The sequence below is a fragment of the Roseibium sediminicola genome (genome assembly GCF_023156505.1).
GTDB classification, from domain to species: Bacteria; Pseudomonadota; Alphaproteobacteria; order Rhizobiales; family Stappiaceae; genus Roseibium; species Roseibium sediminicola.
The window spans coordinates 1-23,466 of the sequence record NZ_JALNMJ010000001.1 but is presented as its reverse complement, the minus strand read 5'-3'; the positions used below and the strand labels follow the sequence as shown (position 1 = coordinate 23,466).

The 23,466-nt window shown below is 60.2% G+C and carries 20 protein-coding genes and 1 pseudogene; 10 read left to right on the top strand and 11 right to left on the bottom strand.

Translation table 11 applies throughout. The features are described from left to right. Positions 1-9 precede the first annotated feature (9 nt). Genes M0H32_RS00105 through M0H32_RS00090 form a run of 4 tightly spaced genes read right to left on the bottom strand, consistent with a single transcriptional unit; the run spans position 10 to position 2,926 of the window. Complete coding sequence (locus M0H32_RS00105; protein ID WP_248149183.1) at positions 10-882, bottom strand: branched-chain amino acid ABC transporter permease; 873 nt, start codon at positions 880-882, stop codon at positions 10-12. 5 nt (positions 883-887) lie between these two features. After that, the gene (locus M0H32_RS00100) at positions 888-1,595 is read right to left on the bottom strand and encodes an ABC transporter ATP-binding protein (RefSeq protein ID WP_248149179.1); all 708 of its coding nucleotides are present in this window, start codon (positions 1,593-1,595) and stop codon (positions 888-890) included. Next, positions 1,592-2,362 (bottom strand): ABC transporter ATP-binding protein, encoded by a 771-nt coding sequence (locus tag M0H32_RS00095; RefSeq protein WP_248149175.1) that lies wholly within the window; start codon positions 2,360-2,362, stop codon positions 1,592-1,594. Before M0H32_RS00095 ends, M0H32_RS00100 begins: the two co-directional genes overlap by 4 nt. Before the next feature lie 60 nt (positions 2,363-2,422). Continuing rightward, positions 2,423-2,926 (bottom strand): cyclase family protein, encoded by a 504-nt coding sequence (locus tag M0H32_RS00090; RefSeq protein ID WP_282448958.1) that lies wholly within the window; start codon positions 2,924-2,926, stop codon positions 2,423-2,425. A gap of 520 nt (positions 2,927-3,446) precedes the next feature. On the opposite strand from M0H32_RS00090, the gene M0H32_RS00085 reads away from it, so the two are divergent. After that, entirely contained in the window at positions 3,447-5,525 is a 2,079-nt protein-coding gene (locus M0H32_RS00085) for a putative bifunctional diguanylate cyclase/phosphodiesterase (RefSeq protein ID WP_248149168.1), read from the top strand. Here M0H32_RS00085 and kynU read toward each other — a convergent pair. Continuing rightward, positions 5,518-6,738: a kynureninase gene (gene kynU / locus M0H32_RS00080; protein WP_248149166.1), complete on the bottom strand. Its 1,221-nt coding sequence runs from the start codon at positions 6,736-6,738 to the stop codon at positions 5,518-5,520. The genes M0H32_RS00085 and kynU overlap by 8 nt on opposite strands. A gap of 251 nt (positions 6,739-6,989) precedes the next feature. Between kynU and M0H32_RS00075 the strand changes: the two genes are divergently transcribed. Continuing rightward, complete coding sequence (locus tag M0H32_RS00075; protein ID WP_248149164.1) at positions 6,990-8,384, top strand: L-serine ammonia-lyase; 1,395 nt, start codon at positions 6,990-6,992, stop codon at positions 8,382-8,384. 104 nt (positions 8,385-8,488) lie between these two features. Here M0H32_RS00075 and M0H32_RS00070 read toward each other — a convergent pair whose 3' ends face one another. Continuing rightward, positions 8,489-8,773 carry a hypothetical protein gene (locus tag M0H32_RS00070; RefSeq protein ID WP_248149162.1) on the bottom strand — a complete coding sequence of 95 codons (285 nt, stop codon included), beginning with the start codon at positions 8,771-8,773 and terminating at the stop codon, positions 8,489-8,491. 289 nt (positions 8,774-9,062) lie between these two features. Here M0H32_RS00070 and aspT point away from each other — a divergent pair, with 289 nt between their 5' ends. Both aspT and M0H32_RS00060 read left to right on the top strand, forming a co-directional pair. Then, positions 9,063-10,772 (top strand): aspartate-alanine antiporter, encoded by a 1,710-nt coding sequence (gene aspT / locus M0H32_RS00065; RefSeq protein WP_248149161.1) that lies wholly within the window; start codon positions 9,063-9,065, stop codon positions 10,770-10,772. 18 nt (positions 10,773-10,790) lie between these two features. Further along, complete coding sequence (locus tag M0H32_RS00060) at positions 10,791-12,386, top strand: bifunctional aspartate transaminase/aspartate 4-decarboxylase (RefSeq protein ID WP_248149160.1); 1,596 nt, start codon at positions 10,791-10,793, stop codon at positions 12,384-12,386. A gap of 21 nt (positions 12,387-12,407) precedes the next feature. On the opposite strand, the gene M0H32_RS00055 is transcribed toward M0H32_RS00060, so the two are convergent. After that, positions 12,408-13,025, bottom strand: coding sequence for a GntR family transcriptional regulator (locus M0H32_RS00055; protein ID WP_248149159.1), 618 nt, complete (start codon positions 13,023-13,025; stop codon positions 12,408-12,410). Positions 13,026-13,283: 258 nt separating this feature from the next. On the opposite strand from M0H32_RS00055, the gene M0H32_RS00050 reads away from it, so the two are divergent. After that, complete coding sequence (locus M0H32_RS00050; protein WP_248149157.1) at positions 13,284-14,441, top strand: hypothetical protein; 1,158 nt, start codon at positions 13,284-13,286, stop codon at positions 14,439-14,441. 277 nt (positions 14,442-14,718) lie between these two features. Beyond that, positions 14,719-15,513 (top strand): annotated as a pseudogene (locus M0H32_RS00045) (substrate-binding domain-containing protein); the annotation flags it as partial. 289 nt (positions 15,514-15,802) lie between these two features. On the opposite strand, the gene M0H32_RS00040 reads toward M0H32_RS00045, so the two are convergent. Both M0H32_RS00040 and M0H32_RS00035 read right to left on the bottom strand, forming a co-directional pair. Beyond that, positions 15,803-16,888, bottom strand: coding sequence for an anhydro-N-acetylmuramic acid kinase (locus M0H32_RS00040; RefSeq protein WP_248149155.1), 1,086 nt, complete (start codon positions 16,886-16,888; stop codon positions 15,803-15,805). Further along, the gene (locus M0H32_RS00035) at positions 16,885-18,237 is read right to left on the bottom strand and encodes an aspartate aminotransferase family protein (protein WP_248149153.1); all 1,353 of its coding nucleotides are present in this window, start codon (positions 18,235-18,237) and stop codon (positions 16,885-16,887) included. Before M0H32_RS00035 ends, M0H32_RS00040 begins: the two co-directional genes overlap by 4 nt. Positions 18,238-18,743: 506 nt before the next feature. On the opposite strand from M0H32_RS00035, the gene M0H32_RS00030 reads away from it, so the two are divergent. The 3 genes from M0H32_RS00030 (at position 18,744) to M0H32_RS00020 (ending at position 20,436) form a co-directional block, all read left to right on the top strand. Then, a complete protein-coding gene (locus M0H32_RS00030; RefSeq protein ID WP_248149151.1) occupies positions 18,744-18,953 on the top strand; it encodes a cold-shock protein in 210 nt (69 codons plus the stop codon). Positions 18,954-19,083: 130 nt separating this feature from the next. Next, entirely contained in the window at positions 19,084-19,317 is a 234-nt protein-coding gene (locus M0H32_RS00025; RefSeq protein ID WP_248149149.1) for a hypothetical protein, read from the top strand. Positions 19,318-19,407: 90 nt separating this feature from the next. Further along, positions 19,408-20,436, top strand: coding sequence for a fatty acid desaturase (locus M0H32_RS00020; RefSeq protein WP_248149147.1), 1,029 nt, complete (start codon positions 19,408-19,410; stop codon positions 20,434-20,436). Positions 20,437-20,519: 83 nt separating this feature from the next. On the opposite strand, the gene M0H32_RS00015 is transcribed toward M0H32_RS00020, so the two are convergent. Together M0H32_RS00015 and M0H32_RS00010 are read right to left on the bottom strand one after the other, a co-directional pair. Then, entirely contained in the window at positions 20,520-20,813 is a 294-nt protein-coding gene (locus tag M0H32_RS00015; RefSeq protein WP_248149146.1) for a hypothetical protein, read from the bottom strand. A 563-nt stretch (positions 20,814-21,376) separates the two neighbouring features. Next, complete coding sequence (locus M0H32_RS00010) at positions 21,377-22,273, bottom strand: transglutaminase family protein (RefSeq protein ID WP_248149144.1); 897 nt, start codon at positions 22,271-22,273, stop codon at positions 21,377-21,379. Positions 22,274-22,372: 99 nt separating this feature from the next. On the opposite strand from M0H32_RS00010, the gene M0H32_RS00005 reads away from it, so the two are divergent. Then, the gene (locus M0H32_RS00005) at positions 22,373-23,284 is read left to right on the top strand and encodes a transglutaminase-like domain-containing protein (protein WP_248149142.1); all 912 of its coding nucleotides are present in this window, start codon (positions 22,373-22,375) and stop codon (positions 23,282-23,284) included. The last annotated feature ends 182 nt before the right edge of the window (positions 23,285-23,466 follow it).

The following is a 23,466-nucleotide window of genomic DNA, read 5'->3' as shown; positions in this document are numbered from 1 at the left end:
TTTCCCCCTTTACAGAACCTTGCCCTTGAGCAGCCCGGTCGGGCGCACAAGCAGCATGAACAGCAAAATGACGAACGCCATTGCGGCCTTGTATTCGCTCGGGATCACCAGCACCGACAGTTCCTCGGCGATGCCGACGATCAACCCGCCGAGAACGGCGCCTTCGACCCGGCCGACACCGCCCAGGATGGCGGCGGCAAACATGGGCAGCAGCATGTACCAGCCCATCATCGATTTCAGTTCGGTGTTGAGCCCCAGGAAGAAACCGGACGCAGCACAGAGCCCGCCAGCGATCACCCAGGTCAGCATGACGACCTTCTTGTTGTCGATGCCCGAGAGCAGCGCCAGGTTCGGGTTGTCGGACATGGCGCGCATGGCCTTGCCCCATTTGGAGCGTGTCAGGAACAGCTGCAGGCCGCCGACCAGCACGATCAGCGCGACCACCGTGTAGATCTCACGGTCGCGGATGCGCAGGCCGAAATAGTCTTCAGGCCGGACGATGCCGCGGGAATAGGTCTCCGTGTCGACGCCCCAGACCACCTGGATCACGGAACGCACCATCAGCGCGATGCCGAGCGAGGCCATCACGGTGACGATCTTCGGCCGCTCGCGCAGATGCTCGTAAAACACCTTGTCGATGCCGACGGCCACGGCGGCCGTCGCCAGGATTGCCACCGGCAGGGCCACCAGCGGTGACACGCCAAGACCGGTGACGACGGCAAGCGCGATGAAAGCGCCAAGGGTCGCCAGATCGCCATGGGCAAGGTGGGCATAACGCAGGATGGCAAAGATCAGCGTGATGCCGACCGCGCCGAGCGCATAGATGGAGCCGAGCACGATGCCCGGAATGACGTAGAAATTCAGAAGTTCAAACAGTTCCATACCGGTCAGCCCCCCAGGAACATTTCGGCGACTTCACGGTCGGCAAGCAGCTCGGCGCCCGTGCCTTCGTGGCGGTTCTTGCCGGCGGCGAGCACATAGCCCCGGTCGGCAAAGGCCAGCGCCTGTTTGGCGTGCTGTTCCACCAGCAGGATGGCAACGCCCGTGTCGCGCACGTCCCGGCAGATCTGGAAGATCTGTTCCATGTATTTCGGCGACAGGCCGGCGGTCGGCTCGTCCAGCAGCAGCAGCTTCGGATCGAGCATCAGTGCCCGGCCCATGGCCACCATCTGGCGCTGGCCGCCCGACAGGCTGCCGGCCAGCGTCTTGCGGCGTTCCTTCAGATCCGGAAACAGGGTGTAGACCCGGTCATAGGAAGCGGAAAGATCGCCCTTTTTCAGGAAGCCGCCCATTTCCAGATTCTCGTGGATCGACATTTCCCGGAAGATGTTGTCGACCTGCGGCACATAACAAATGCCCCGCTGAACGATCCGGTTCGGCGTCCACTTGGTGATGTCGTCGCCATCGAACAGCATGCGGCCGCCGCGGATGGTCAGCATGCCGAAGACCGATTTCATGGCCGTCGACTTGCCGGCGCCGTTCGGGCCGACAATGGCGACGATCTCGTCCGGGGCCACATGCATGGAGACATCCTGCAGGATGTCCGCGTCGCCATATCCGCCGGTCAGGTTTTCCATCGACAGAAGCGCACTCATGCCGCGTCTCCCGTGGTTTCGCCGAGATAGGCTTCGAGCACCTGCGGATTGGAACGCACGGTCTGGAAATCGCCCTCGATCAGCACCCTTCCCTCGGCCATGCAGACCACGGGATCGCAGAGCTTCTCGATCATTTCCATGTCGTGTTCGATCAGGATGAACGTATAGCCGCGTTCCTTGTTGAGGATCTCGATCTTGGTTTCGAGCTTGCGCAGCAGTGTGCGGTTGACGCCGGCGGCCGGCTCGTCGAGCAGCACCAGCCTGGCGTCCGTCATCATGGTGCGGCCGAGCTCCAGGAGTTTCTTCTGGCCGCCGGAGAGGTTGCCGGCGCGCTGGTGCGCGACATGGCTCAGCTCGAGAAACTCGAGCGTCTCATAAGCCTTGCGCTCGACCTCCGTTTCGGCCGACTTCACCTTGCTCCAGGAGAACCAGTTGGAAAACAGGCTCTCGCCCGGCTGCGACGGCGGCACCATCATCAGGTTTTCCAGGGCAGTCAATTTGTGGAATTCGTGCGGGATCTGGAAGGTTCTCACAAGCCCCTTGTGAAACAGCTGGTGGCTGGCCAGCGTTGTGACATCTTCTCCCAGAAACCGGATCCTGCCGCTGGTCGGCTGCAACGCCCCGGCGATCAGGTTGAAAAGAGTGGTCTTTCCGGCCCCGTTCGGGCCGATCAATCCGGTAACACTGCCTTCTTCGACACGGAACGAGCAGCCATTCACCGCACGGAATCCGCCAAAGTCCATTACGAGCTCATCAAGCTCCAGCATTCACGCTCCTCGCCGCCCCCACGGTCATTCTTCTTGCCTTTGGCCGCGCCCCTCCCGTTTTCAGGATGTCCTGAACGGGCGCAAAATGGCCCGCACCGGCGCAGCGTCCAGTCCTTCTAACTTCATTGGCAGAGCAATCAACTCATAATCTCCGGGTTCCACCGCAGAAAGGGCAAGATTTTCCAAAATTCTTAAATCACGGGAACGTGCAATCTCATGTGAGGGGAGGTTTTCGGAACTTTCTGGGTCCACCGAGGGAACGTCGACCCCAACAAGCCGAACACCGGAATCGGCGAGCAGCGTCATCGTTTCCGGCGCAAGGGACCGAAAGCCTGCCGGCCAGACCATCGGGTCGGTCGTGTCGGCAAGGCGCAGCAATACCCGTGGCGGGCAGGCTTCAAGATGCGACGCCAGAACGCCGGGCGGACATAACGCCTCGGGCCCACGCACGTCAATCACTCTGGCCGGACCGACAAAATCACCGAGATCCAGCTGGCCAATCGCAAGCCCTGCCCGGTCATAATGCAACGGAGCATCCGCGTGGGCACCGCAATGGCACGACATGGAAAATTCAGCGACATTGACAGGGCAGGTGTCCTAGATTTCCAGGGTCCGGGCTGTCCGGCAGGGCGCATCTCCCGGAAAAACGGCCATCCCCGCGCGGATGGCGGGCGTGATATCAATAATCTGCGGCATAGGCGATCCGAAGCTGAGTGTGACTGGCGCAATCATTGTCACCAGCTCCAGTCTGCCGCAAATCGAACCCACTGTCTTCAAGGCGGGTCAAGCGGTCGCAATGGCCAACCTGCCTGCCAAGATCCTACGTTTCCGAATGGTCGATGTAAAAATCTCATGGTAAAATTACATGAAATTTTTATCTATTATCAATATTCAAACTTCAGAATTTAGCCTCACCTACAGGTCTCATTAAGTTTTCCAGCTGATTTTCTGATTTTAAATTGATCGGCAATTTCACGCTCATTACACTCGACAGTCGTTAATTTGGTACGATCACAGGATCAGCTACAGGGCTGTCTCGCATGGGAGACAGCCAGTTTTCGTCGTGGGGAATGCACTGACAACAATGCCGGATATTGCGGAGACAAATGGCAGCGTGGAGGGCAAGACGGCCTCTGCGGCCGTCGATCTTGCCGACGGTAAAGTGGATCAGGAACTGATCTTTTCCCTGCTCGATCGCCTGGACACTGGTGTCTGGATCTTCGACTTTGATCACAAGCATATTCTGTGGGCCAATCGAAAAGCCCTGGAAATCACTGACGCCAGCTCCCTGGAGGAGCTGAAGTCCCGGGACATGGCCGCCGATATGTCGCACTCCGTCGACCAGCGGCTGCGCCAATACCAGCAGGATTTCAATCGCCACGATGTGAGTTTTTCAGAAATCTGGACGCTCTATCCAAAGGGCAAGGCGCAAGTCCTGCAAGTGGTCATGAGCGGCGTCCGGCTGAAAGACGGCCGCATGGCCCTCATGTGCGAAGGGCGACCTCATCATGAGCAACAGCCGGAGACGCTGCGCAGCGCCGAAGCGCTGATGCACACCACGGTGATGATCTCGCTGTTCGCGCAGGACGGTACACCGCTTTACCGCAACACGGCTTCGCGGGCGGCGTGCCCCGCGCTGGACACGTCCTTTGAGGACCAATTTGTCGATCCTTGCGAGGCCCGCCGTCTCCTCACTCTTGTCGAGCGTGAAAAGACCTCACGGCTGGTGGCCAATATTCATACCAATTCCGGGACGCGCTGGCACGAACTCACCATCCGCGCCAGCCACGACGCGGTCACCGGCCAGCCGGCCTATCTGGTCAGCGAAATCGACGTCACGGAGCTGCACGAAACCAAGGAACGGGCGCAATATCTGGCCAGCCATGACACGCTGACGGGCCTGTCCAACCGCACCTATCTGAAGGAGCGCCTCACCCAGGTGCTGCAGACGGCCGCCGACACCAAGCAGCAGGCGACGCTCTATCTGGTTGATCTCGATGACTTCAAGATGGTCAACGACTCGCTCGGACACGCCGCCGGCGACGTCCTGTTGCAGCTGGTTGCGCGAAAGCTGAAAGAGTTGGCCGGGCCAGGCGATATTGTCGCCAGACTGGGTGGCGACGAGTTTCTGATCTGCCATCTTGAAATTCCCGGACAACACAGTCCGGACTGGTTTGGCCAGGCACTTCTGGCGGGTTTCGCCAATCCGCAAATCATTGACGGCAAGCCCCGGCAGGTGGGTCTCAGCATAGGCTACGCTCACTATCCGGAGGATGGCGCCGGCATCGACCAACTGATGCGCCATGCCGATCTGGCTCTCTATCAAGCCAAATCCGATTCCAAACACAAATGCGTGCGGTTCCGCGAACGCATGCGGCGCCTGCGCGACGAAACGCAAACCATCAAAAAAGACCTGGAACGCGCCATCCGCGAACAGCAGTTTGTTCTGCACTATCAGCCGATCGCCTGCACCCGCACTGATCGCGTTGTGGCCGCTGAGGCACTGATCCGCTGGCAACATCCTGAAAAAGGCCTGATCCGTCCGGACGAATTTGTGGCCATCGCCGAAGAAACAGGTCTGATCAACGAGATCGGCACCTGGGTCAGCCGGAAGGTCGGCGAAATGCAGGCGGAACTGGCTGCCCTCGACCTGGACATTCCGCTGTCGATGAACGTCTCGCCCCGACAGATGTCTGATCCGCAGTTCGTGTCGTGGATGCAGTCCCTGGCTGAACTGACGGGCTGTTGCCCGGGCAGGATCTCGCTGGAAATCACCGAGAGCGTGCTGCTCGGCGACATTCCCAATGCCTTTGAAGTCCTGTCCGTGCTGAAACAGGCCGGCTACCGCATCGTTATCGACGATTTCGGCACCGGCTATTCGAACCTGGCCTATCTGCACAATTATCCGATTGACGGCATCAAGATCGACCGGATGTTCATGGAAGACATCGCCACCGGCGGGGCCATCGTCAAGCTGATCCTGTCGCTGGCTTCGGCGCTCGGCGCCGAGGTTGTAGCGGAAGGCGTCGAGACCCTGGATCAGCGCATCTGGCTGTCGGAAAACGGCTGCAACCGGTTCCAGGGGTTTCTTTATTCCAAGCCGGTTCCGGAAGACCGGTTCCTGTCCATGCTGACGACCCAGCTCAGGATCGCGGCTATGTGACCTTGGCGCGGGTCTTGAATTCAGGCCGGTTCCAGCTTTCCGTCTCCAGAATGTCGCGAAGGATCTCGACCGCGTCGACGATGTCCTGATGCGACAGATAAAGCGGCGTGAAACCGAAACGCATCACGTCCGGTGCCCGGAAGTCGCCGATCACCCCCCGGTCGATCAAAGCCTGCATGACCGCGTAGCCTTCGGCGAACCGGAACGACACCTGGCTGCCGCGGGCCTCCGGATCACGCGGACTGGCCAACTCCAGCTGCGGGCACTTGGCCTCGACCTCGGCAATGAACAGCTCGGAGAGCGACACGGACTTGCGCCGGATGTCGGCCATGTCGACATCCTCGAACACTTCCAGCGCTGCATGGAGGCTGGAGAGCGCCAGGATCGCCGGCGTGCCGACGGTCATCCGGCTGATGCCGGTGACCGGCCGGTAGTCGAGATCGAAGGCGAACGGCGCCTCGTGGCCCATCCAGCCGGTCAGCGGCGAGGTCACCTTGTCCTGATGCTCCGGCGCCACATACAGAAACGCCGGGGCACCCGGACCGCCGTTCAGATATTTGTACCCGCAACCAACGGCAAAGTCGGCCCCGGCACCTGACAGATCGACCGGAATGGCGCCCGCGGAATGGGCCAGGTCCCAGATGGCGATCGCCCCCGCGTCATGCGCCACCTGTGTCAGATCCGCCATGTCGTGGACGCGACCGGTCCGGTAGTCGACCTGCGTCAGCATGACAGCGGCAACCTCTTCGGTGATGGCGTCCCGAACAGCCTCCGGATCGACGACCTTCAGTTGATGGCCCTTGTCGAGCAGCTGCTTCAGGCCGGAAGCGACATAAAGGTCAGTCGGGAAATTGCCGTTGTCCGACAGGATGACCTTGCGCTCCGGACGCAGGGAGAGCGCCGCCGACAGGACCTTGAAGACATTGACCGAGGTGCTGTCGCAGGCGACGACCGTGCCTTTTTCGGCGCCGATCAGGCGGGCAATGCGGTCGCCGGTGCGTGCCGGAAGGTCGATCCAGCTGTGGGTGTTCCAGGCGCGGATGAGGCTGGTGCCCCATTCCTCACGCACCACATCGGCAATCCGGTCAGGCACATTCTTCGGCAGCACGCCAAGCGAATTGCCATCCAGATAGATGACCCCGTCCGGAATCGAAAACGCGTCCTTCTTGGACTTGAGGACATCGGTCAGGTCGGACGGGTGCTGCGAAGTCATTCTTGGCTCGTTTTTAAAGATAGTTGCAAATGAAAGGAAGGCGCACGCTATCAAAGCCCCTCGCCCCAAACAACTGTTTCCGAAACCGCTCCCCTTCTTCGGAACCGGGCTTTGCCATGCAAATTGGCCCCCATGTCGCAAATGGCACAAAATTGCGCGTTTGAACGGAGGTGTGGTGAGCGCTATCTGTTAGCTTGGCACCAAATCGCTGACCGGGGTCAGCGCGGCAATGACATGTGGTCCAGATAAAGATGTTCATCAGCGTCTTCGACATTTTCAAAATCGGCATCGGTCCCTCCAGCTCGCACACGGTCGGGCCCATGGTGGCTGTTCACCGCTATCTCGACCGGCTGCGCGGCCTTGCCGGCGCGGAACAGCGCTCCGCCCGCCTGACCGTCACCCTGCACGGCTCGCTGGCTTTCACCGGCAAAGGCCACGCGACCGACAAGGCCGTCTGCCTCGGCTTGCTGGGCGCAAGGCCCGACACGCTCGACCCGGACCAGGTCGATCCGATGCTGGAAGCCCTGCAGCAGTCTCAGAAACTCAGCATAGACGGCCTGCCGGAATTGACGTTCAACCCGGAAAAAGACGTCATCTTTGACTACGGACCGCCGCTGCCTCTGCACGCCAATGGCATGACGTTTCACCTTCTGGACGCGTCCGGCGGGTTGATCGACACCTTCGTCTATTATTCAATCGGCGGCGGCTTCGTGGTCAGCGAATCCGAATTGCGCAAGACCTCCAACGAGCCGGTCAACGAGCTCGCCAAGCAGGACGTGCCCTTTCCTTTCGCCAACGCCAAGCAGATGCTGGAAATGGGCCGGGAGGCGGAACTCTCGATTGCCGAGATGAAGCTGCAGAACGAATGCGCAGACCAGACCCGGGAAGAGGTCGAGGCCGGCATCGACCGGGTGTGGTCGGCCATGGACAGCTGCATCAACCGGGGCATCAGCCAGAGCGGCATCCTGCCCGGCGGGCTCAAGGTCAAGCGCCGGGCGGCCGACATCTACCAGAAACTGATCCGCGAAGGCCGCTCCAATCCGCCGTTCGAACACAATGTGGTCGACTGGCTCGGCGTTTATGCCATGGCCGTCAACGAGGAAAACGCGGCCGGCGGCCGTGTCGTGACCGCGCCGACCAACGGCGCGGCCGGCGTCATTCCCGCTGTCACCCGTTATTACCTCGACCATTGTCCGGGCGCGGATCAGGCCGGCATCCGCACTTTCCTCCTGACGGCGGCTGCGGTCGGCGGCATCATCAAGGCCAATGCCTCGATCTCCGGCGCCGAAGTTGGCTGCCAGGGCGAAGTCGGCTCGGCCTCGGCCATGGCGGCCGCGGGCCTGTGCGCCGCTCTTGGCGGTACCAACGAGCAGATCGAGAACGCGGCCGAGATCGCCCTGGAACACCATCTCGGCATGACCTGCGATCCGATCGCCGGCCTCGTCCAGGTGCCCTGCATCGAACGCAACGCGCTCGGCGCGGTCAAGGCCGTGACGGCAGCTTCCCTCGCTCTACGCGGTGACGGTTCCCATTTCGTGCCCCTCGACGGCTGCATCGAGACCATGCGCCAGACCGGCATGGACATGATGGAGCAATACAAGGAGACGTCGAAGGGCGGCCTCGCGGTCAACATCGTCGAGTGCTGAGCAGAAGCGCGCAAGACTGCCCTCTCATTCCGAAAAAGCGAGCGGGCAGGACACTCTTTCATGCGCTTGTTGCCTATCCTTCGAGACGGACCTGACGGTCCTCCTCAGGATGACGCAGTGGGGGGCAAGGCTGTCGTACCGCTCAACAACGCGTCGACACCGGGTGCATTCCGTCGGCAAGCCAGCTCTCCAATCTGCAAATTGGAGTGCTCAGCTTCAAAAGCATCCGCACCCAACAGCGTCATCCTCAGAGACTGGCCCATAAATGAAGCTGAAATGGTTTGAAGCGAATTGGTTTTCATCCAGGAGCGAAAGCGCAGGAAATGTGGTTCATTTTCAAGCTTTTCGCGACGCAGAGGAAGACCAATTCGGTCAAATCCGAAGGACATGGAAATGGCTTCACCCCGTATCGTCAGCGCGCTTGACCGGCAATAAGCCCGCTCCGCGCACACTTCCTATCGGTGTTTCGCCATTTCTCATGCCATTTCGACTTCATTTATGGGCCAGACTCTGAGAAGGCGCGTTCGCGCCGTCTCGAAGGATCGGCCGCTTGCAAGCCATCCGCACCCCATCCGTAGAAACCCGACCCTGCTTGTCTGGCTAGCCATAAGACGCAATAGTTTCCGCGTTTCAGTGTGTGTTGCCTGAAAACTCCACCCAAGGATCGGGAGGTCACGGATGGACGTTTTGACCTGGCTGGCCGGCCATGCGCCGCTGGTGTTTCTGTTTGTCGCCGTCGCCCTCGGCTATTTCGCCGGCAAGCTCAAGATCGGAAATTTCGTGCTGGGCGGCATCGCCGGGACGCTGATCGTCGGCGTCATCCTCGGCCAGGCCGGCGTCACCATCGATGCGGCCATCAAGGACATTTTCTTTGCCCTGTTCATCTATGCGGTCGGTTATCAGGGCGGACCACAATTCTTCCGGGCGCTGTCGCTCAAATCCCTCAACCAGCTCCTGTCGGCGGGCGTCATGTGCGTGCTCGGCCTCCTCACTGTGCTCGCCTTCGCCTGGGGCTTTGGGCTGGATCGCGGCACCGCAGCCGGGTTGGCCGCAGGTGGCCTCACCCAGTCGGCGATCATCGGAACCGCCGGGGAAACCATCCAGAAGCTGAGCGTCTCTGCCGACCTCAAGTCGGTCATGCAAACCAATATCGCGGTCGGCTATGCCGTCTGTTACATCTTCGGCTCGATCGGGCCGATCATCATGATCACCTGGTTCTTCCCGACGATCATGCGTTGGGATATCCGGGCCGAAGCGATCAAGCTGGCCGAGAAGATGTCCGGTGGCGCGGCGACCCTGGAGCCCGGCCAATTCGACGCCGCGCAGCGGATTGACACAAGGTTCTATCAACTTGACCCCGGAACAGACTGGATCGGCCAGCCAGCGCAAAAGATGGACGTCTTCTACAAGGATTTCGCCGTGGAAGCGGTGCTTCGCGCCGGGCAGGAAATCGACACCGACAAGGTGACCAGCCTGCAGGAAGGCGATGTCCTGGCGCTCACCGGAATGGTCGACGCCCTGGAGACGACACCCCAGAGCTTTGCCAGGGAAGTCCCCGCGCCCGCGGGCTACCGGCTGGTTCTGGAAAACCGTCATATCGTTCTGACCAGCCCGGAATTCTCCGACCACACGCTGCAGGACATTCACGATCTGACACAGTCCCGGGCGATGCGCGACGTTTTCCTCACCGGTGTCAAACGCATGGGGCGGGACCTGCCGCTGTTGCCCAATCTCGAGCTCCACAAGGGTGACGAATTACAGGTGACCGGCAACCCGCGCGACCTGAACGCGGTCCAGAAAGCCATCGGCTACCCGATCAGCGCGGCCGCGGTCACCGACTTCATCTTTTTCGGCATCGGCATGTCGCTCGGCCTGCTGCTCGGCCTGATCGAATTCAGGATCGGCGGCGTGCCGGTCTCGATCGGCAGCGGCGGCGGCTGCCTGTTGTCGGGCCTTTTGTTCGGTTGGCTGCGCGGCACCCATCCGCGCTATGCCGCCCTGCCGACCGGCGCCGTCAATTTCCTGCGCGATTTCGGCCTGGCGGTCTTTGTCGGTGTGGTCGGCATCAGCGCCGGGCCACAGGTGCTGACCACGCTGCAAGAGCAGGGCGTGAGCCTGTTCCTGTTCGGCATCGGCGTGACGCTGATACCGCAACTGATCGGCTTCTTCTTTTCCTATTATGTGCTGCGCATTCAGAGCCCGATCGAAGCACTCGCCTGTGTTGCCGGCGGACGCAGCGCCAATCCGGGTTTCGCCGCCCTCATGGGCAAGGCCGAAAATGCAACCCCCGTCGTCACTTTCACAGTGACCTATGCCGTCGCCAACGTGCTGCTCACCCTTTGGGGTCCGCTGATCGTCGGCCTCGTGTCCACCAATCCGTCACCGTGACAGAGCTGGAGTGATTTCATGAGCGATCGAGACTATTCCGAATTCGAGGATCTCAGCCCGTTCGAGCTGAAGGACAAGCTCATTGAAATCGCGTCCTCCTCGGCTGACCGGATGATGCTGAATGCCGGTCGCGGCAACCCCAACTTTCTCGCGACCCATCCCCGGCGCGCGTTTCTGCGCCTGGGCGACTTCGCTGTTGAAGAGGCCGAGCGCTCCTATTCCTATCTCGACAGCGGCTTCGGCGGCCTGCCGGAGAAGGACGGCCTGCTGCAGCGCTTCGAAAATTTCCTGCACCGTCATGAGGATGTCGAGGGCACGACCTTCCTGAAAGCCGCCCTGTCCTATGCCAAGGACCAGCTCAGCATTCACCGGCACGAGCTGATCCATGAAATGGTCGCCGGTTTTCTCGGCTGCAACTATCCGGTGCCGCCGCGCATGCTGACCCATGCAGAGACCATTGTCGGCGCCTATCTTGCCGAGGAGATGTTCAACGGCGAACCGCGCCAGGGTCCCTTTTCCGTCTTTGCGACCGAAGGCGGCACCGCGGCGATGACCTATATCTTCCAGACATTGAAGGCCAATGGCCTCGTCAGGAAAGGCGACAAGGTCGCGCTCGGAACGCCGATCTTCTCGCCTTACCTCGAAATCCCGCCGCTGCCCGACTACGACATGCCTGTGGTCGACATCCGCATGGAGGAAGGCACCGACTGGCAATTCTCCGACGCGGAACTGGCCAAGCTGGAGGATCCGGCGATCAAGGTGTTCTGCATCGTCAACCCGAGCAACCCACCTTCGGTGAAACTGTCGCCCGAGGACCTGGACAGGGTCGCCGCCGTCATCAACGACAAGCGTCCGGACCTTTTTGTCGTGACCGACGATGTCTACGGCACCTTTGCCGATAATTTCGTGTCGCTGTTCGCCAAGGCACCGCGGAATACCCTGTGCGTCTATTCCTTCTCGAAATATTTTGGCGCTACGGGCTGGCGGCTCGGGGTGATCGCCCTTCATGAGGACAATGTCTTCGATGAGGCTCTCGCCGCGCTGCCCGAAGAGACCAAAACCATTCTGGACAAGCGCTATTCCTCGCTGACCACCACGCCGCGCGAGATCAGGATGATCGACCGGCTGGTTGCCGACAGCCGCGCGGTGGCGCTCAACCACACCGCAGGTGCGTCGACGCCACAGCAGATCCAGATGATGCTTTTTGCGTTTGCCGGTCTGCTCGACCGGGACGACCGCTACAAGAATGCCGCCAAGAGCCTGATCCGAAAGCGTTTCTGCACCCTGGAACTCAATATGGGCGTCAAACCGCACCGCGAACCCAATGACGTCAACTACTACACGCTGATCAACCTGCAGCACCTGAGCGGCCGTCTCTATGGCGACGCGTTCGCCGACTGGTTCGTCGCCAACAAGAAGGGTTACGACTTCCTGTTCCGCCTGGCGGAGGAAACCGGGGTCGTGCTCTTGCCCGGCAAGGGATTTGAGGTGGTCGATGCCTCGGCCCGCGTCTCGCTGGCCAACCTGACAGAGGCCGACTATGCCAGCATCGGCGCCTTCGCCCGGCAGGTGATCACCGAGTATTACGAGCAATATTCCGGCAAACCGGCCTGAGCCTGACAGAAGTCTCCAAAGTCAGATCTGCTGCAGCCGCGTCTTGTGCGCATGGGCGATGTGCAGCCGTGCTGCGGCTTCCGCCGCCTCTGAATCGCCCCTGGCAATGGCGTTGACGATGGCCGCGTGTTCCTCGACCGCCGTCTCGCGCCGTTCGGGCGTGTCCAGCGTGGTGCCGGCCATCAGGATCAGCGACAGGCGCAGATGATCAATCTGGTCGACCAGGTACCGGTTGTGCGAAGCCAGGCACAGGCGCCGGTGAAACTCCCGGTTGGAGCGCACCAGGCTGTCCTTGTCGGCGATGCGTTTTCGGTCGGCGGTCACCAGGTCCTGCAGGATCTCGATTTCAGGTTTCGAGGCATGTTTGGCGGCCAGGCCCGCGGCGGTGCCTTCCAGCACCTCCCGCATGAAATAGACTTCGTTGATCTGACCGTGATCCAGAGTCGGTATGACCATGCCCCGGTTGGGCTCGTGCACCGCCAGGCCCTGCGCCTCAAGACGTTTCAGCCCTTCCCGGATCGGCGTTCTGGACACGCCGAATTCCTCTGCAAGGTCTGCTTCCCGCAGCCGGTCTCCGGGTTTCAGCACCCGCTCCTCGATCAGACCGATCAGCCGACGATAGATTTCAGATCCATTCATGCATTCTGGTTAGCCGCAAGCGGGGATCCGCGCAAGAGAGCCGGCGCCTTCATGAGACCCGCTGGCAGAAGAGATCCATCGGCTGCCGCCCTCAAAACCACGCCTTGTGGCCGGAAACGGCCCGAGTGTGACGTTGAAAGGCGTTCGGCGTGATCTTCAGCACACCGAGAGAGCCTCACCGCCCCCACTTTCTGACGAGATGCACCAGACCTGGCTGCGCACCTGCCCGCGCACCCGAAACAGACGGAGTATGTCACGATGAAAACCGCGGTTTCGTTCGCCTGCGCCCTGTTCACGCTTGCCGCATTCGCCGCACCGGCCCAGGCGCAAACAGCGTTTCCGGAGCAGGACGCGGATTTCAGCGCCTTTTGCCGCGAAGCCTTTCCGGGCAGCGCCTATCTCAAGCGCAATCAGAGCTGGGGCGCGGGCCATTATTGCGGCCAGGCCGGTGTCCTGCAGGGGATTGACCTGGACCGGGCCTGCGAGCTGACGACGGGATCGTCCGGCTACCGTCTTCTGGGAGACCGGATCATCTGTGCGGCGGGCCCAGGCCCCGTAGCGGCCAATGATACGCTCGTTGAAACGGAGACCTTTGTCGACTATTGCCGGTCCAGGTTTGCGAACGGAAGCTATCAGTTCGTTGCCGAAACCCCGGACAACCCGCATCACTGCCGGCAACCCGGCGCAACGGGCGGATTTACCTTGGCACCGATCGATCTCTCGGCGGTCTGCGGGAGCGAATCCGGCGCGCCTTTCTACAAGGTGAGAAACGGACAGGTCTCCTGCACGACGCCTCGGCCGACAGTGGTCGGCGACCGCCGTGCCAATGCTGCTTCGGAATCCGGCGGCCCGCGTCCGCCGCGCGATCAGGCCTCCCCCCGCCCGACCGACACCGGATCGGAGGAAACAGCTTCAAACAAGACATCAACCGACGGCAAATCAACGAGCGCTGCAAGCAACGCACCCCGGTTCTGGATCGTAGAGGTCGGTAGCCTGAAAGGCGCCACGCTGCGTGTCGACGAGCAGAACGGCAAGGTGACCGGCCGGCTCGAACGGGTACCGGCCGACCTGTTGGACTATTTTCAGAAATGGACAACCCTGGAACTTGGCGACGTCGTCTTCACTGGCCAGCGCTCTGGCGAGTCGGTCACCGGCCGGACTATCCTGGGCATCACCACCCCCCGTCAACAACCTCCCGGCCCGGCGGGCTGCGCAGGCCTGCGGACCAGCCTGCTGGCCTCTCCCGCTAGTTGGCCGGAGCTGACGGCAACGCTGACGAACGGACGGATGGAAGCCCGGTACCGCGGTATCAATGTCTGGTACCAGAACGGCGCTTGCGGGCAGCACGCTTTCATCGATTACCCGCCGCTGGTCAAGGATGGCTGGGTCCGGTTTGAACTCGTACAGGCCCGTTGAAGCATTTCCTGTTTCGGATCGATGTTTGAAGGGGAGCATGGCTGGGCGCGCTCCCCTCAGTTCTTTTTGCATGGGCGCCTGACAGGCATCTTGGTATTTTTCACACTGGGGGCAAGATCGAGTCAGGCGAAAAATCTTCAATATTCTGAAGTTTCCCGCTTACTCAAAGAAACAATTCAACTTTTCCTCACCCAAAGAGTTGTATCCACGCAGTAACATCTGCGACGATAGCGGAACCTCAACGATTTTTATTTTGCATCGCAGCAAAACCGAAAAGATGTATCTTCGCTTTATTGCAATTTTTCTGATCTTATTGAGTTCCTGTCTGACCGGACAGGCCGCCTGCATCGCTGTCGTTCCCGCCGGTGCGGAACACATGTTCCGGCTGGAGGTCATTCGGGGAGCCAGGACGGCCGCGATGGAAAAGGGATACGAGACTTACGTGCGTTCGCCCAACACGGAGCGCAACGAAGACGGGCAGATCCTGATCATCAAGTCGGCGCTGGAAGAAGGCTGCAAGGGCATCATGGTTGCGCCGAATTCCGCCGATCTCCTGTCGAAAGTTCCGGAGGTCGCCTCCCGGAAAATGCCTGTCGTCTTTTTCGACCGGGACATGGGCGGCACACCGCCCTCCAGCACTGTGAAGACGGACAATTTTCAGGCCGGGTATCTTGCGGGACGCGCCATGGTCAAACGGCTAAACGGCAAGGGACGCGTCGCGCTTTTGCGCATGCATATCAAGGTAACCTCGACCACCGAGCGGTAGGCAGGATTCCTGAAGGCGCTGGAAGGCACGGACCTGGAAGTGGTGCATGAGCAATATATAGGCTCGACCGTCGAGGAAGCCCGCGAAAGCACGACCCTGATCTTTCTGTCCAGACCGAATTTCGATGCCATTTTCACGCCGAATGAATCCACGACCGTCGGCACGCTGCTCACGCTCAAGCATATGGGGATCGCGGGCAACTATCTCCATATCGGCTTTGATTTCGCACCGGTCCTGTTGGGCGCTCTCAGGGCCGGCGAGATCTCCGGTCTTGTCGTTCAGCATCCCTACCTGATGGGATATACCAGCGCAAACGCTCTTCCAGGTGATGGAAGGCAAGGAAGTTCCCGCGCTGATCGACATTCCGGCCTATTACGTCGACGCGGACAATCTCGAGACGCCGGACATCCAGGACATTGTCGATGTGGGTTATGAGTGAAGGGGAGCCGTCTCCTCGAGATCAAAGCTGATGAACACCACTTTCAGCGCGCGAACGCTCTCACCACCATACGGACCGTAGACAGGATGGGTCCCTTCGACAGCCGATCATGCGGTTGCGCTGGGTATGAACCGGGTAGATCCCTGACAGCTCCAATCACCCTACCGGCAGATAGAGTTTGCCGCCGACCACCGGACTGGCGCTTCCCGTTGTCTCCGGGAAGGTCGTCGGCAGTCCGGCCTTCAACCGCGCGCCCAGAAATGCCATGGCCTGGGCTTCAAGCGCATCGCCGTCAATCTCGAACGCATCCGCCGACACCACCTCGCCGGCAAGCCGGTCGGACAGGGCCGTCATCAGCACCGGATTGTGCCGGCCGCCGCCGCAGACGAGCCAGAGGGTCGGCCGTGACGGCAGCAGCAGTTCCGCCTTGGCGATGGCTTCGGCGGTGAAGGCGAGCAGGGTCGCAGCGCCGTCCTCCAGGCCGAGGTCGTCAACGAAGTCGCCGGAAAAGCTATAGCGGTCGAGGGATTTCGGGCCGGGCGCGGAGAGAAATGGATGGGACAGCGCCTGGGTCAGCCGGGCTTCATCCACCTGCCCTCTGGCGGAGATTGCACCGCCGGCGTCAAAATCGCCGGCGCCGTGCCGGCGGATCCAGTCGTCAAGGAGCGCGTTGCCGGGGCCGATGTCGAAGGCCAGCAGGCGGTCGCCATCGATATAGGTCAGGTTGGAGACGCCACCGATATTGAGAAAGCAGAGCGGTTCGCGGTCCTCGCCGACCAGCGTCTTGGCAAGCGCCCGGTGATAGACCGGCACCAGCGGTGCCCCCTCGCCGCCTTCCGCCATATCCGCAAGCCTGACATCACCGATCACCGGCAACCCCAGTTCATTGGCCAGCGCCTGCGGATCGCCCAGCTGCACCGTCTCACCTGCTTCCGGGTCGTGCCAGACCGTCTGGCCGTGAAAGACGACGGCATCCGGCGCGAGGCTGCGCGTTTCCAGGAACGTGCGGATCGCCGTCGCGTGGTCTTCTGTCACGGCCGCCGCGATCGCTGGCCAGGCGTCCCGTCCCCTGCCCTTGCCGGCCGCAGCTTCCAGCACCCGGCGCCTGGTGTCCGCGCGGTAACTTGCCGTTTCCGCCGGACCGAAGCGGCTGACCGTCTCGCCGTCGGTCTCGATCTCGGCCAGATCGATGCCGTCGGCGGAAGTGCCGCTGATGGTGCCGACGATCGACCAGGAGGTCACAGGCTCTCCCGGATCGACTTCAGGCTGGCCTCGGCGATGTCGAACATCTTGTTGACCTCTGCCTCCGTGATGATCAGCGGCGGGCAGAAGGCCATGGCGTCGAGCATGTTGCGCGAGATCAGGCCGTTTTCATGAAAGACGGCGTTGGTCTTGGCCCCGAGCGCGCCCGGTGTTGCCGCCAGCGCCTCGTGATGCAGTTCCGCCGCGCCGATCAGGCCGATGCCGCGGGTCTCGATCACCAACGGGTTGTCCGCCAGGCCCGCCAGGCGCTTCTGGAAGACCGGCGCTATTGCCTTCACATGGCCGACCAGATCGCGCTCCTCGATGATCTTCAGGTTTTCCAGCGCGACGGCGGCCGCAACCGGATGGCCGCTGCCGGTATAACCATGGCCGAGCACGCCGATCTTGTGGCTCTCGTCGGCAATCGGCTGGTAGACATCGTCGTTGATCAGCAGCGCGGAGATCGGCTGATAGGAGGACGACAGCGCCTTGGACAGCGTCATGATGTCCGGCTGGAGATTGTAGGTCTCGGTGCCGAACATGTTGCCGGTGCGGCCGAAGCCGCAGATGACCTCGTCGGCAACAAACAGGATGCCGTATTTCTTAAGGATCGGCTGGACTGCTTCCCAATAACCAATCGGCGGCACCACGACACCGCCGGCGCCCATCACAGGCTCGGCGAAGAAGGCGGCGATGGTCTCTGGGCCCTCGGCCAGGATCAGGTCTTCCAGATCCTGGGCGCAGCGTCTCGCGAAATCGGCCTCGCTCTCGCCGTCCTTCTTCATGGTGCGGTAATGCGGACAGGTGGTGTGCAGCACCTGGGGCAGCGGCAGGTCGAAGGAACGGTGGTTGTTGGGCAGGCCGGTCAGGCTGGCGGAGGCCACCGTGACGCCGTGATAGCCGCGCACCCGCGAAATGATCTTCTTGCGCTCCGGCTGGCCAAGCGCGTTGGAGCGATACCAGATCAGCTTGACCGCGGTGTCGTTGGCCTCCGAGCCGGAATTGGTGAAATAGACCTTCGACATCGGCACCGGCGCCATCTCGATCAGTTTCTCGGCAAGTTCGATCGACGGTCCGTGGGTCTTGTAGGTGAAGGTATGGTAATAGGGCAGCTTCTCCATCTGTCGCGTGGCGGCATCCACCAGCCGCTTCTCGCCGAACCCGACTGCAACGCTCCACAGGCCCGCCATGCCTTCGATATAGCGCTTGCCGTTGATGTCCTCGACATAGATGCCCTCACCCTTGTCGATCACCAGCGCGCCCATTTCCTCCTGGCGGCGGGCATCGGCATAGGAATGGAGCTGCACCGCGCTGTCGCGGGCTTCGAGCGAATTCGGCAACTGTGCCATCGAGGGCCTCTTTTGAAAAACATCGGATAAAGATCCCGCGCGCGACTCGGCACGCGGAACCAGCAGCGCACACGCTAATCCTGACAAGGAATGCGGGCAAGCGGCACCTGTTGCGGTTTTTACATCCGGACCGGCAGGCCAACTCGCTTGGGCTGAGAGCCTCCGTTGCAGCAGGCAAAGAATTTGTGTCAGCTCGGGCTCAACGAGAACGAGCCGTATAAAAAATGGCTGACTTCAGCCGCATTTTGCAAAAACCACCTCAAAAAAATGTCTCATTTATTAAAAAATATTTAGCCATGAAGAGTAGATACAAAAATACTTTCGACGGCAGCCTTGTTTCAGACACGATCTTCATCTAAATACGCAGCATCGATATTGTTTGATGAACTTTGTGACTGCGCAGTTTTCTGCGGCCTGAACGATCTTCCCTATCAATCTCGACTATTTGGACCGCTCCGCATGCCGCGTGGCGGGCTACTCTCATGACCGATTGAAAGGTAATCGTTATGACCATTGGCACCGTTAAGTTCTTCAACTCCACCAAAGGCTTCGGCTTCATTCAGCCGGAAGACGGCGCAGCTGACGTGTTCGTTCACATCACCGCTGTCGAGCGCGCCGGCATGCCGCCGCTCGTCGAAGGCCAGAAGGTGAGCTTTGAAGTTGTCCAGGACCGCCGCACCGGCAAGTCCAGCGCAGACAACCTGCAGGCAGCTTAAGGTCTCGTCCTGGTCCCTGACCACGGATGTACTGGCAGGGACAAGACGGACGAGACGAAAGGTCGGGTTTACAGCCCGGCCTTTTTTGTCGTTGGACCTTGTATCAATGCCGTAGGAAGGAATTGAGGCCATGACCTCGATGAAAGACGAAGCCGAACGGATGAAACCGCGGCGAGAAACTGCAGAGACCAAGGCGGAAACAACCCGGCGCGTCGCCCGGGAAATCAATCAGGCCGAAGCGGATGTTCGAGATGCCAAAACCGCACGGTTGAAAGCGGCCCGCCTTGCTCAGGAGGCCGCAGCGACCAGTTCTGTCGGCAAACCGGGCGCCCGCGCACCCAGAAAAACGCGTGCCAAGAGCTAAGTTAGCCTGATCGGGATATGCTCTAGTCGGTTTTGCGACGCGCGCGCAGTGACCTGAACCAATTCACCAGAAAACAAGACTGGAAATCAGGTGACATCAAGTGCCGCCGAAACCTCCCTTTCCAATTCGGAAATACGCTCCTGGACACAAGCGCTGGCCGAGTACAGGCAGCCGCGTCCTCTGCGCAGCATCTTTGAAATCCTGATAACAGTCGCGCCCTTCACACTGCTCTGGGCGTTCGCCGCTTATGCAGCCATGAACGGCCATTGGTGGGGCTTGCTGGCAACCGTGCCCGCAGCCGGATTTCTGGTGAGGCTGTTCATTCTCCAGCACGATTGCGGTCACGGTTCGCTGTTCTCACAGCGCCCGCTCAACGACTGGATCGGGCGCCTGATCGGTGTGTTCACGCTGACACCCTATGACTACTGGCGCCGGACCCATGCCGTTCACCATGCCTCTGCCGGCAATCTGGACCGGCGCGGCGTCGGCGACATCGATACGCTCACTGTCGCGGAATATCGCGCCCGATCACGCTGGCAGCGCCTGCGCTACAAGCTTTACCGTCACCCTCTGGTCATGTTCGGATTTGGGCCCGCCTGGCTGTTTGTCTGTCAGTACAGGTTGCCTGTGGGGCTCATGAATGCGGGCGCACGGCCCTGGGTTTCAACGCTTGCCACCAATCTGGCCATCTGCCTGCCGGTCGCACTCATGATCTGGACGGTCGGCCTGGTGCCGTTTTTGCTGGTACAGATCCCGATCACTCTGATGGCGGCGACGGGCGGCGTCTGGCTGTTTTATGTCCAGCATCAGTTCGAGGACACCCACTGGGCCGAAAACAGCGACTGGAATTTCCAGCACGCGGCCCTGCATGGCAGTTCACACTATGACCTTCCCCGCCCGCTGCGCTGGCTGTCCGGCAATATCGGCATTCATCATGTGCATCATCTGGCGGCCAGGATTCCCTTCTACCGCCTGCCGGAAGTGCTTGAAGATTTCCCGGAGCTGAAAGGCATCAGCCGGATCACGTTCCTTGAAAGCCTGAAATGCGTGAACCTGGTGCTTTGGGATGAGACGATGCTGCGCCTGGTGTCCTTCCGCGAGGAAAGGGCGACGCGCTAGGCTATCCGCAAATCGCAGTTCTTGTGGCGAGACGCTGTGCGCCGGTCAGGCATACCGGCAGAGGACAGCCGGTGCCATAGATCCTAGCCGAACGTCTTGTCGATAAGGCTCTGATTGGAACCGTCCGTGCGGTTGCCGACGGCCTCGATCCGGTCCTGGGTCACCATCCGCTCATAGGCTTCCTTGTCGCCACGAATGCGATATTGCGGCAAACCACCCTCGGATGGCAGCCGGCCCGTGATGTGAAACATGTCACTGGACAACTGGTTTCTACCGAAACCTTCGCGCAGATAGACTGCCTGGCCGATATCAAAGCTATGCCTGGAGTTGTCGCCTGAAGGCGTGGTGCCGTGGCTACGGACAATCTTGCCGGTCATGAGATTTTGGTCCCTTCTATTCCTGTTGAAACGGATCTGAATTTATTACCGTGCTGCAACCCGATGCGATGCGGCCGCCTTGCAAGAAAGCGAACGCTTGTCGGTTTGCCAGCATCGCAGATGCATTGAGCAATCGGCTGATGTGGCGCGTTGACAGTTCTGTTTTCTCGAATAGTCGTCTGGATTTCCTGAAATGCACATCAGGTTGCGGTGAAGCGCCCAAACGATTTTTTCGATGGAACTCACGAATAAAATAATTACGGACCCAAGATATATATTTCTCAAATAATTTCAACTGTAAAAGCATCAAGCAATCCAAATAAAAGGAATTCGATATTCCTATAAATCATGATGATCAACGATCTTTCTTGAAAAATATTCCCCCAAATACAAACGACAGACCGTAAAACCGCCTCTACAAATGTCCAAATGGCCATCCGTTTTGGGGAACGGTCTTACGAACGCGATGAAAAGAACGGAATTGGAGCATTCGCAGGGGGGGGCATGTTGCCCGGTTCAAGTGCACGGCAAAAGCTAGACAGGTTCCAATTCGCTATTGTCCTTCAAACCGCGACTGCGGCGTCATATTTCTCCAAGCCCACCTCGACATCGACTTCCATTCCGAAGAACTGTGTCCCGGCGCGCTGCTCATATGTTCCGCTGACCGGGAGCGCCTGATAAGGCGTTCGCGTAACCGCTACACGGATCAGATTCGGACTGGCGACGATCCGATTGGTCGGATCAAACTCGATCCAGCCTTCATCGGGCAGAAACACCTCGGCCCAGGCATGTGTCGCTCCGCCGCCGACATGCTCCTGGTCGTTGTCCGATGCCAGGTTCAGGTAGCCGGTCACGAATCTGGCGGCAAAACCGTAATAGCGCGCCGCCTCCATGAAGAGCAGGGCAAAATCCCGGCAGCTCCCCGACCCGGCTTCTATGGTTTCCGCGGCCGTTTGCGTTCCGCTGCTGTCCCTGCGCACATAATCGACGGCCCCATTGATCGTGTCGGCGAGAGCGCGCAGAAACGCAAGAACTTCCGTTGCTTCCGAAACGGCCTGACGCTTGAGCCAGCCGGCGAGAACGGCTTCCTCATCCGGATTTTCCAGCCTCATAAAGGGGGCCAGATCGATCTGGTCCTCCTTGGCATACCGGAACGGATACCGGCTTCCAACGCGGTCCGGAGAAACCAGGAAATCGACATGCGAGAAGCGGCGCAACAAGAGTTCGCTTCGGATTTCCAGCATATCGGCGGCCTCGGAAAAATCTGCCCTGACGACGGAATTGCCGAATGTGTCGAAATGCCAGCGCAACCGCGCCTCCGGTCTGATGGTGAGCGCCGAAGAGATCACCCTCATGTCATGACCGTCCCGTGGCCGCAACAAAAGCTCATGCGTACCGAATTTAACGGGCTGGCTATAGCGATATCGTGTAGTGTGCACGATGCGAATGGCGTTTGTCATTGAGACCTTTAATGCCACCGCTTGCAGCAATTGGATGTCCGTCGCTCCGGAAGCGCTTCAGCTTGGACCCAATCCCCTCCTCAAGCAAGGACATTCCCAGTGCTCATTCGTATCGGCTTCGAAATCACGGTGACCTGTCCGGCACCGGTACCCATGTTGCTGGCCCTGTCCGTTCACAACAGCTTTGCGGGCCGGCGGATCGGCGAAGACAGGGTGCGCAATTCCAGCATAGACACCCTTTGCGAATATACGGATCTCTTTGGCAATCGCGTTACCCGCGCCACGGCACCACAAGGAACTTCAACCTTCTGGTCGGACAGCATCGTGGAGGTTGACGGAGTGGCCGACGAAGCCCGACCCGAGGCCCGGCAATTGCCGCTGGAGGCCCTGCCTCACGAGACGCTCACCTATCTCGTCGCCAGCCGCTATTGCGAAAGTGACCTTATGGGGGAGTTTGCGTGGAAACAGTTCGGTCAGACCGAGGCGGGCTGGCCCAGGGTGCAGGCCATTTGCGACTTCGTCCATAACCACGTCACGTTCGACTACAAGTTCGGCCGGCCGGACAAGACCGCAAGCAATGTGCTGTCGGAGAAGACCGGCGTCTGCCGCGACTTTGCCCATCTGGCGATCAGCCTGTGCCGGGCCATGAACATTCCGGCGCGCTACGCCAGCGGCTACCTTGGAGACATCGGTGTTCCAGATGCCGGCTTCGACGACTTTTGCGCGTGGTTCGAAGTCTATCTTGATGACCGCTGGTACACTTTCGATGCGCGTTACAATGTTCCCAGAATCGGCCGGATCCTGATGGTTCGAGGTCACGACGCATCGGACGTCGCCATGCTAACGTCCTTCGGTGCCTATGAACTGACGGATTTCCGCGTCTGGAGCCTGGAATTGGCGGACGACCAGAATGAGGTCGATCTGCTTCAATCGCTGACCTTGCGGCCTCATCCGCAACAACGCGGCCTTGGCGGACAGGTGGTCACGGCGGCCTATCTGACGACAGCCTGAAGTCGGCGCAAACCACACGCGTATCCCTAGCGCGGGCAAGCTCTTTTCGTCGGGTAACTTTGCCCGACCTGAGACATAGGTGACAGAACGTTCCGGACACATGGGTAACACTTTCCGTTTTTCGGGAGGTGTAGATGCCGTGGCAAGAGGTGTCCAAAATGGAGGAACGTCTTCGTTTCGTC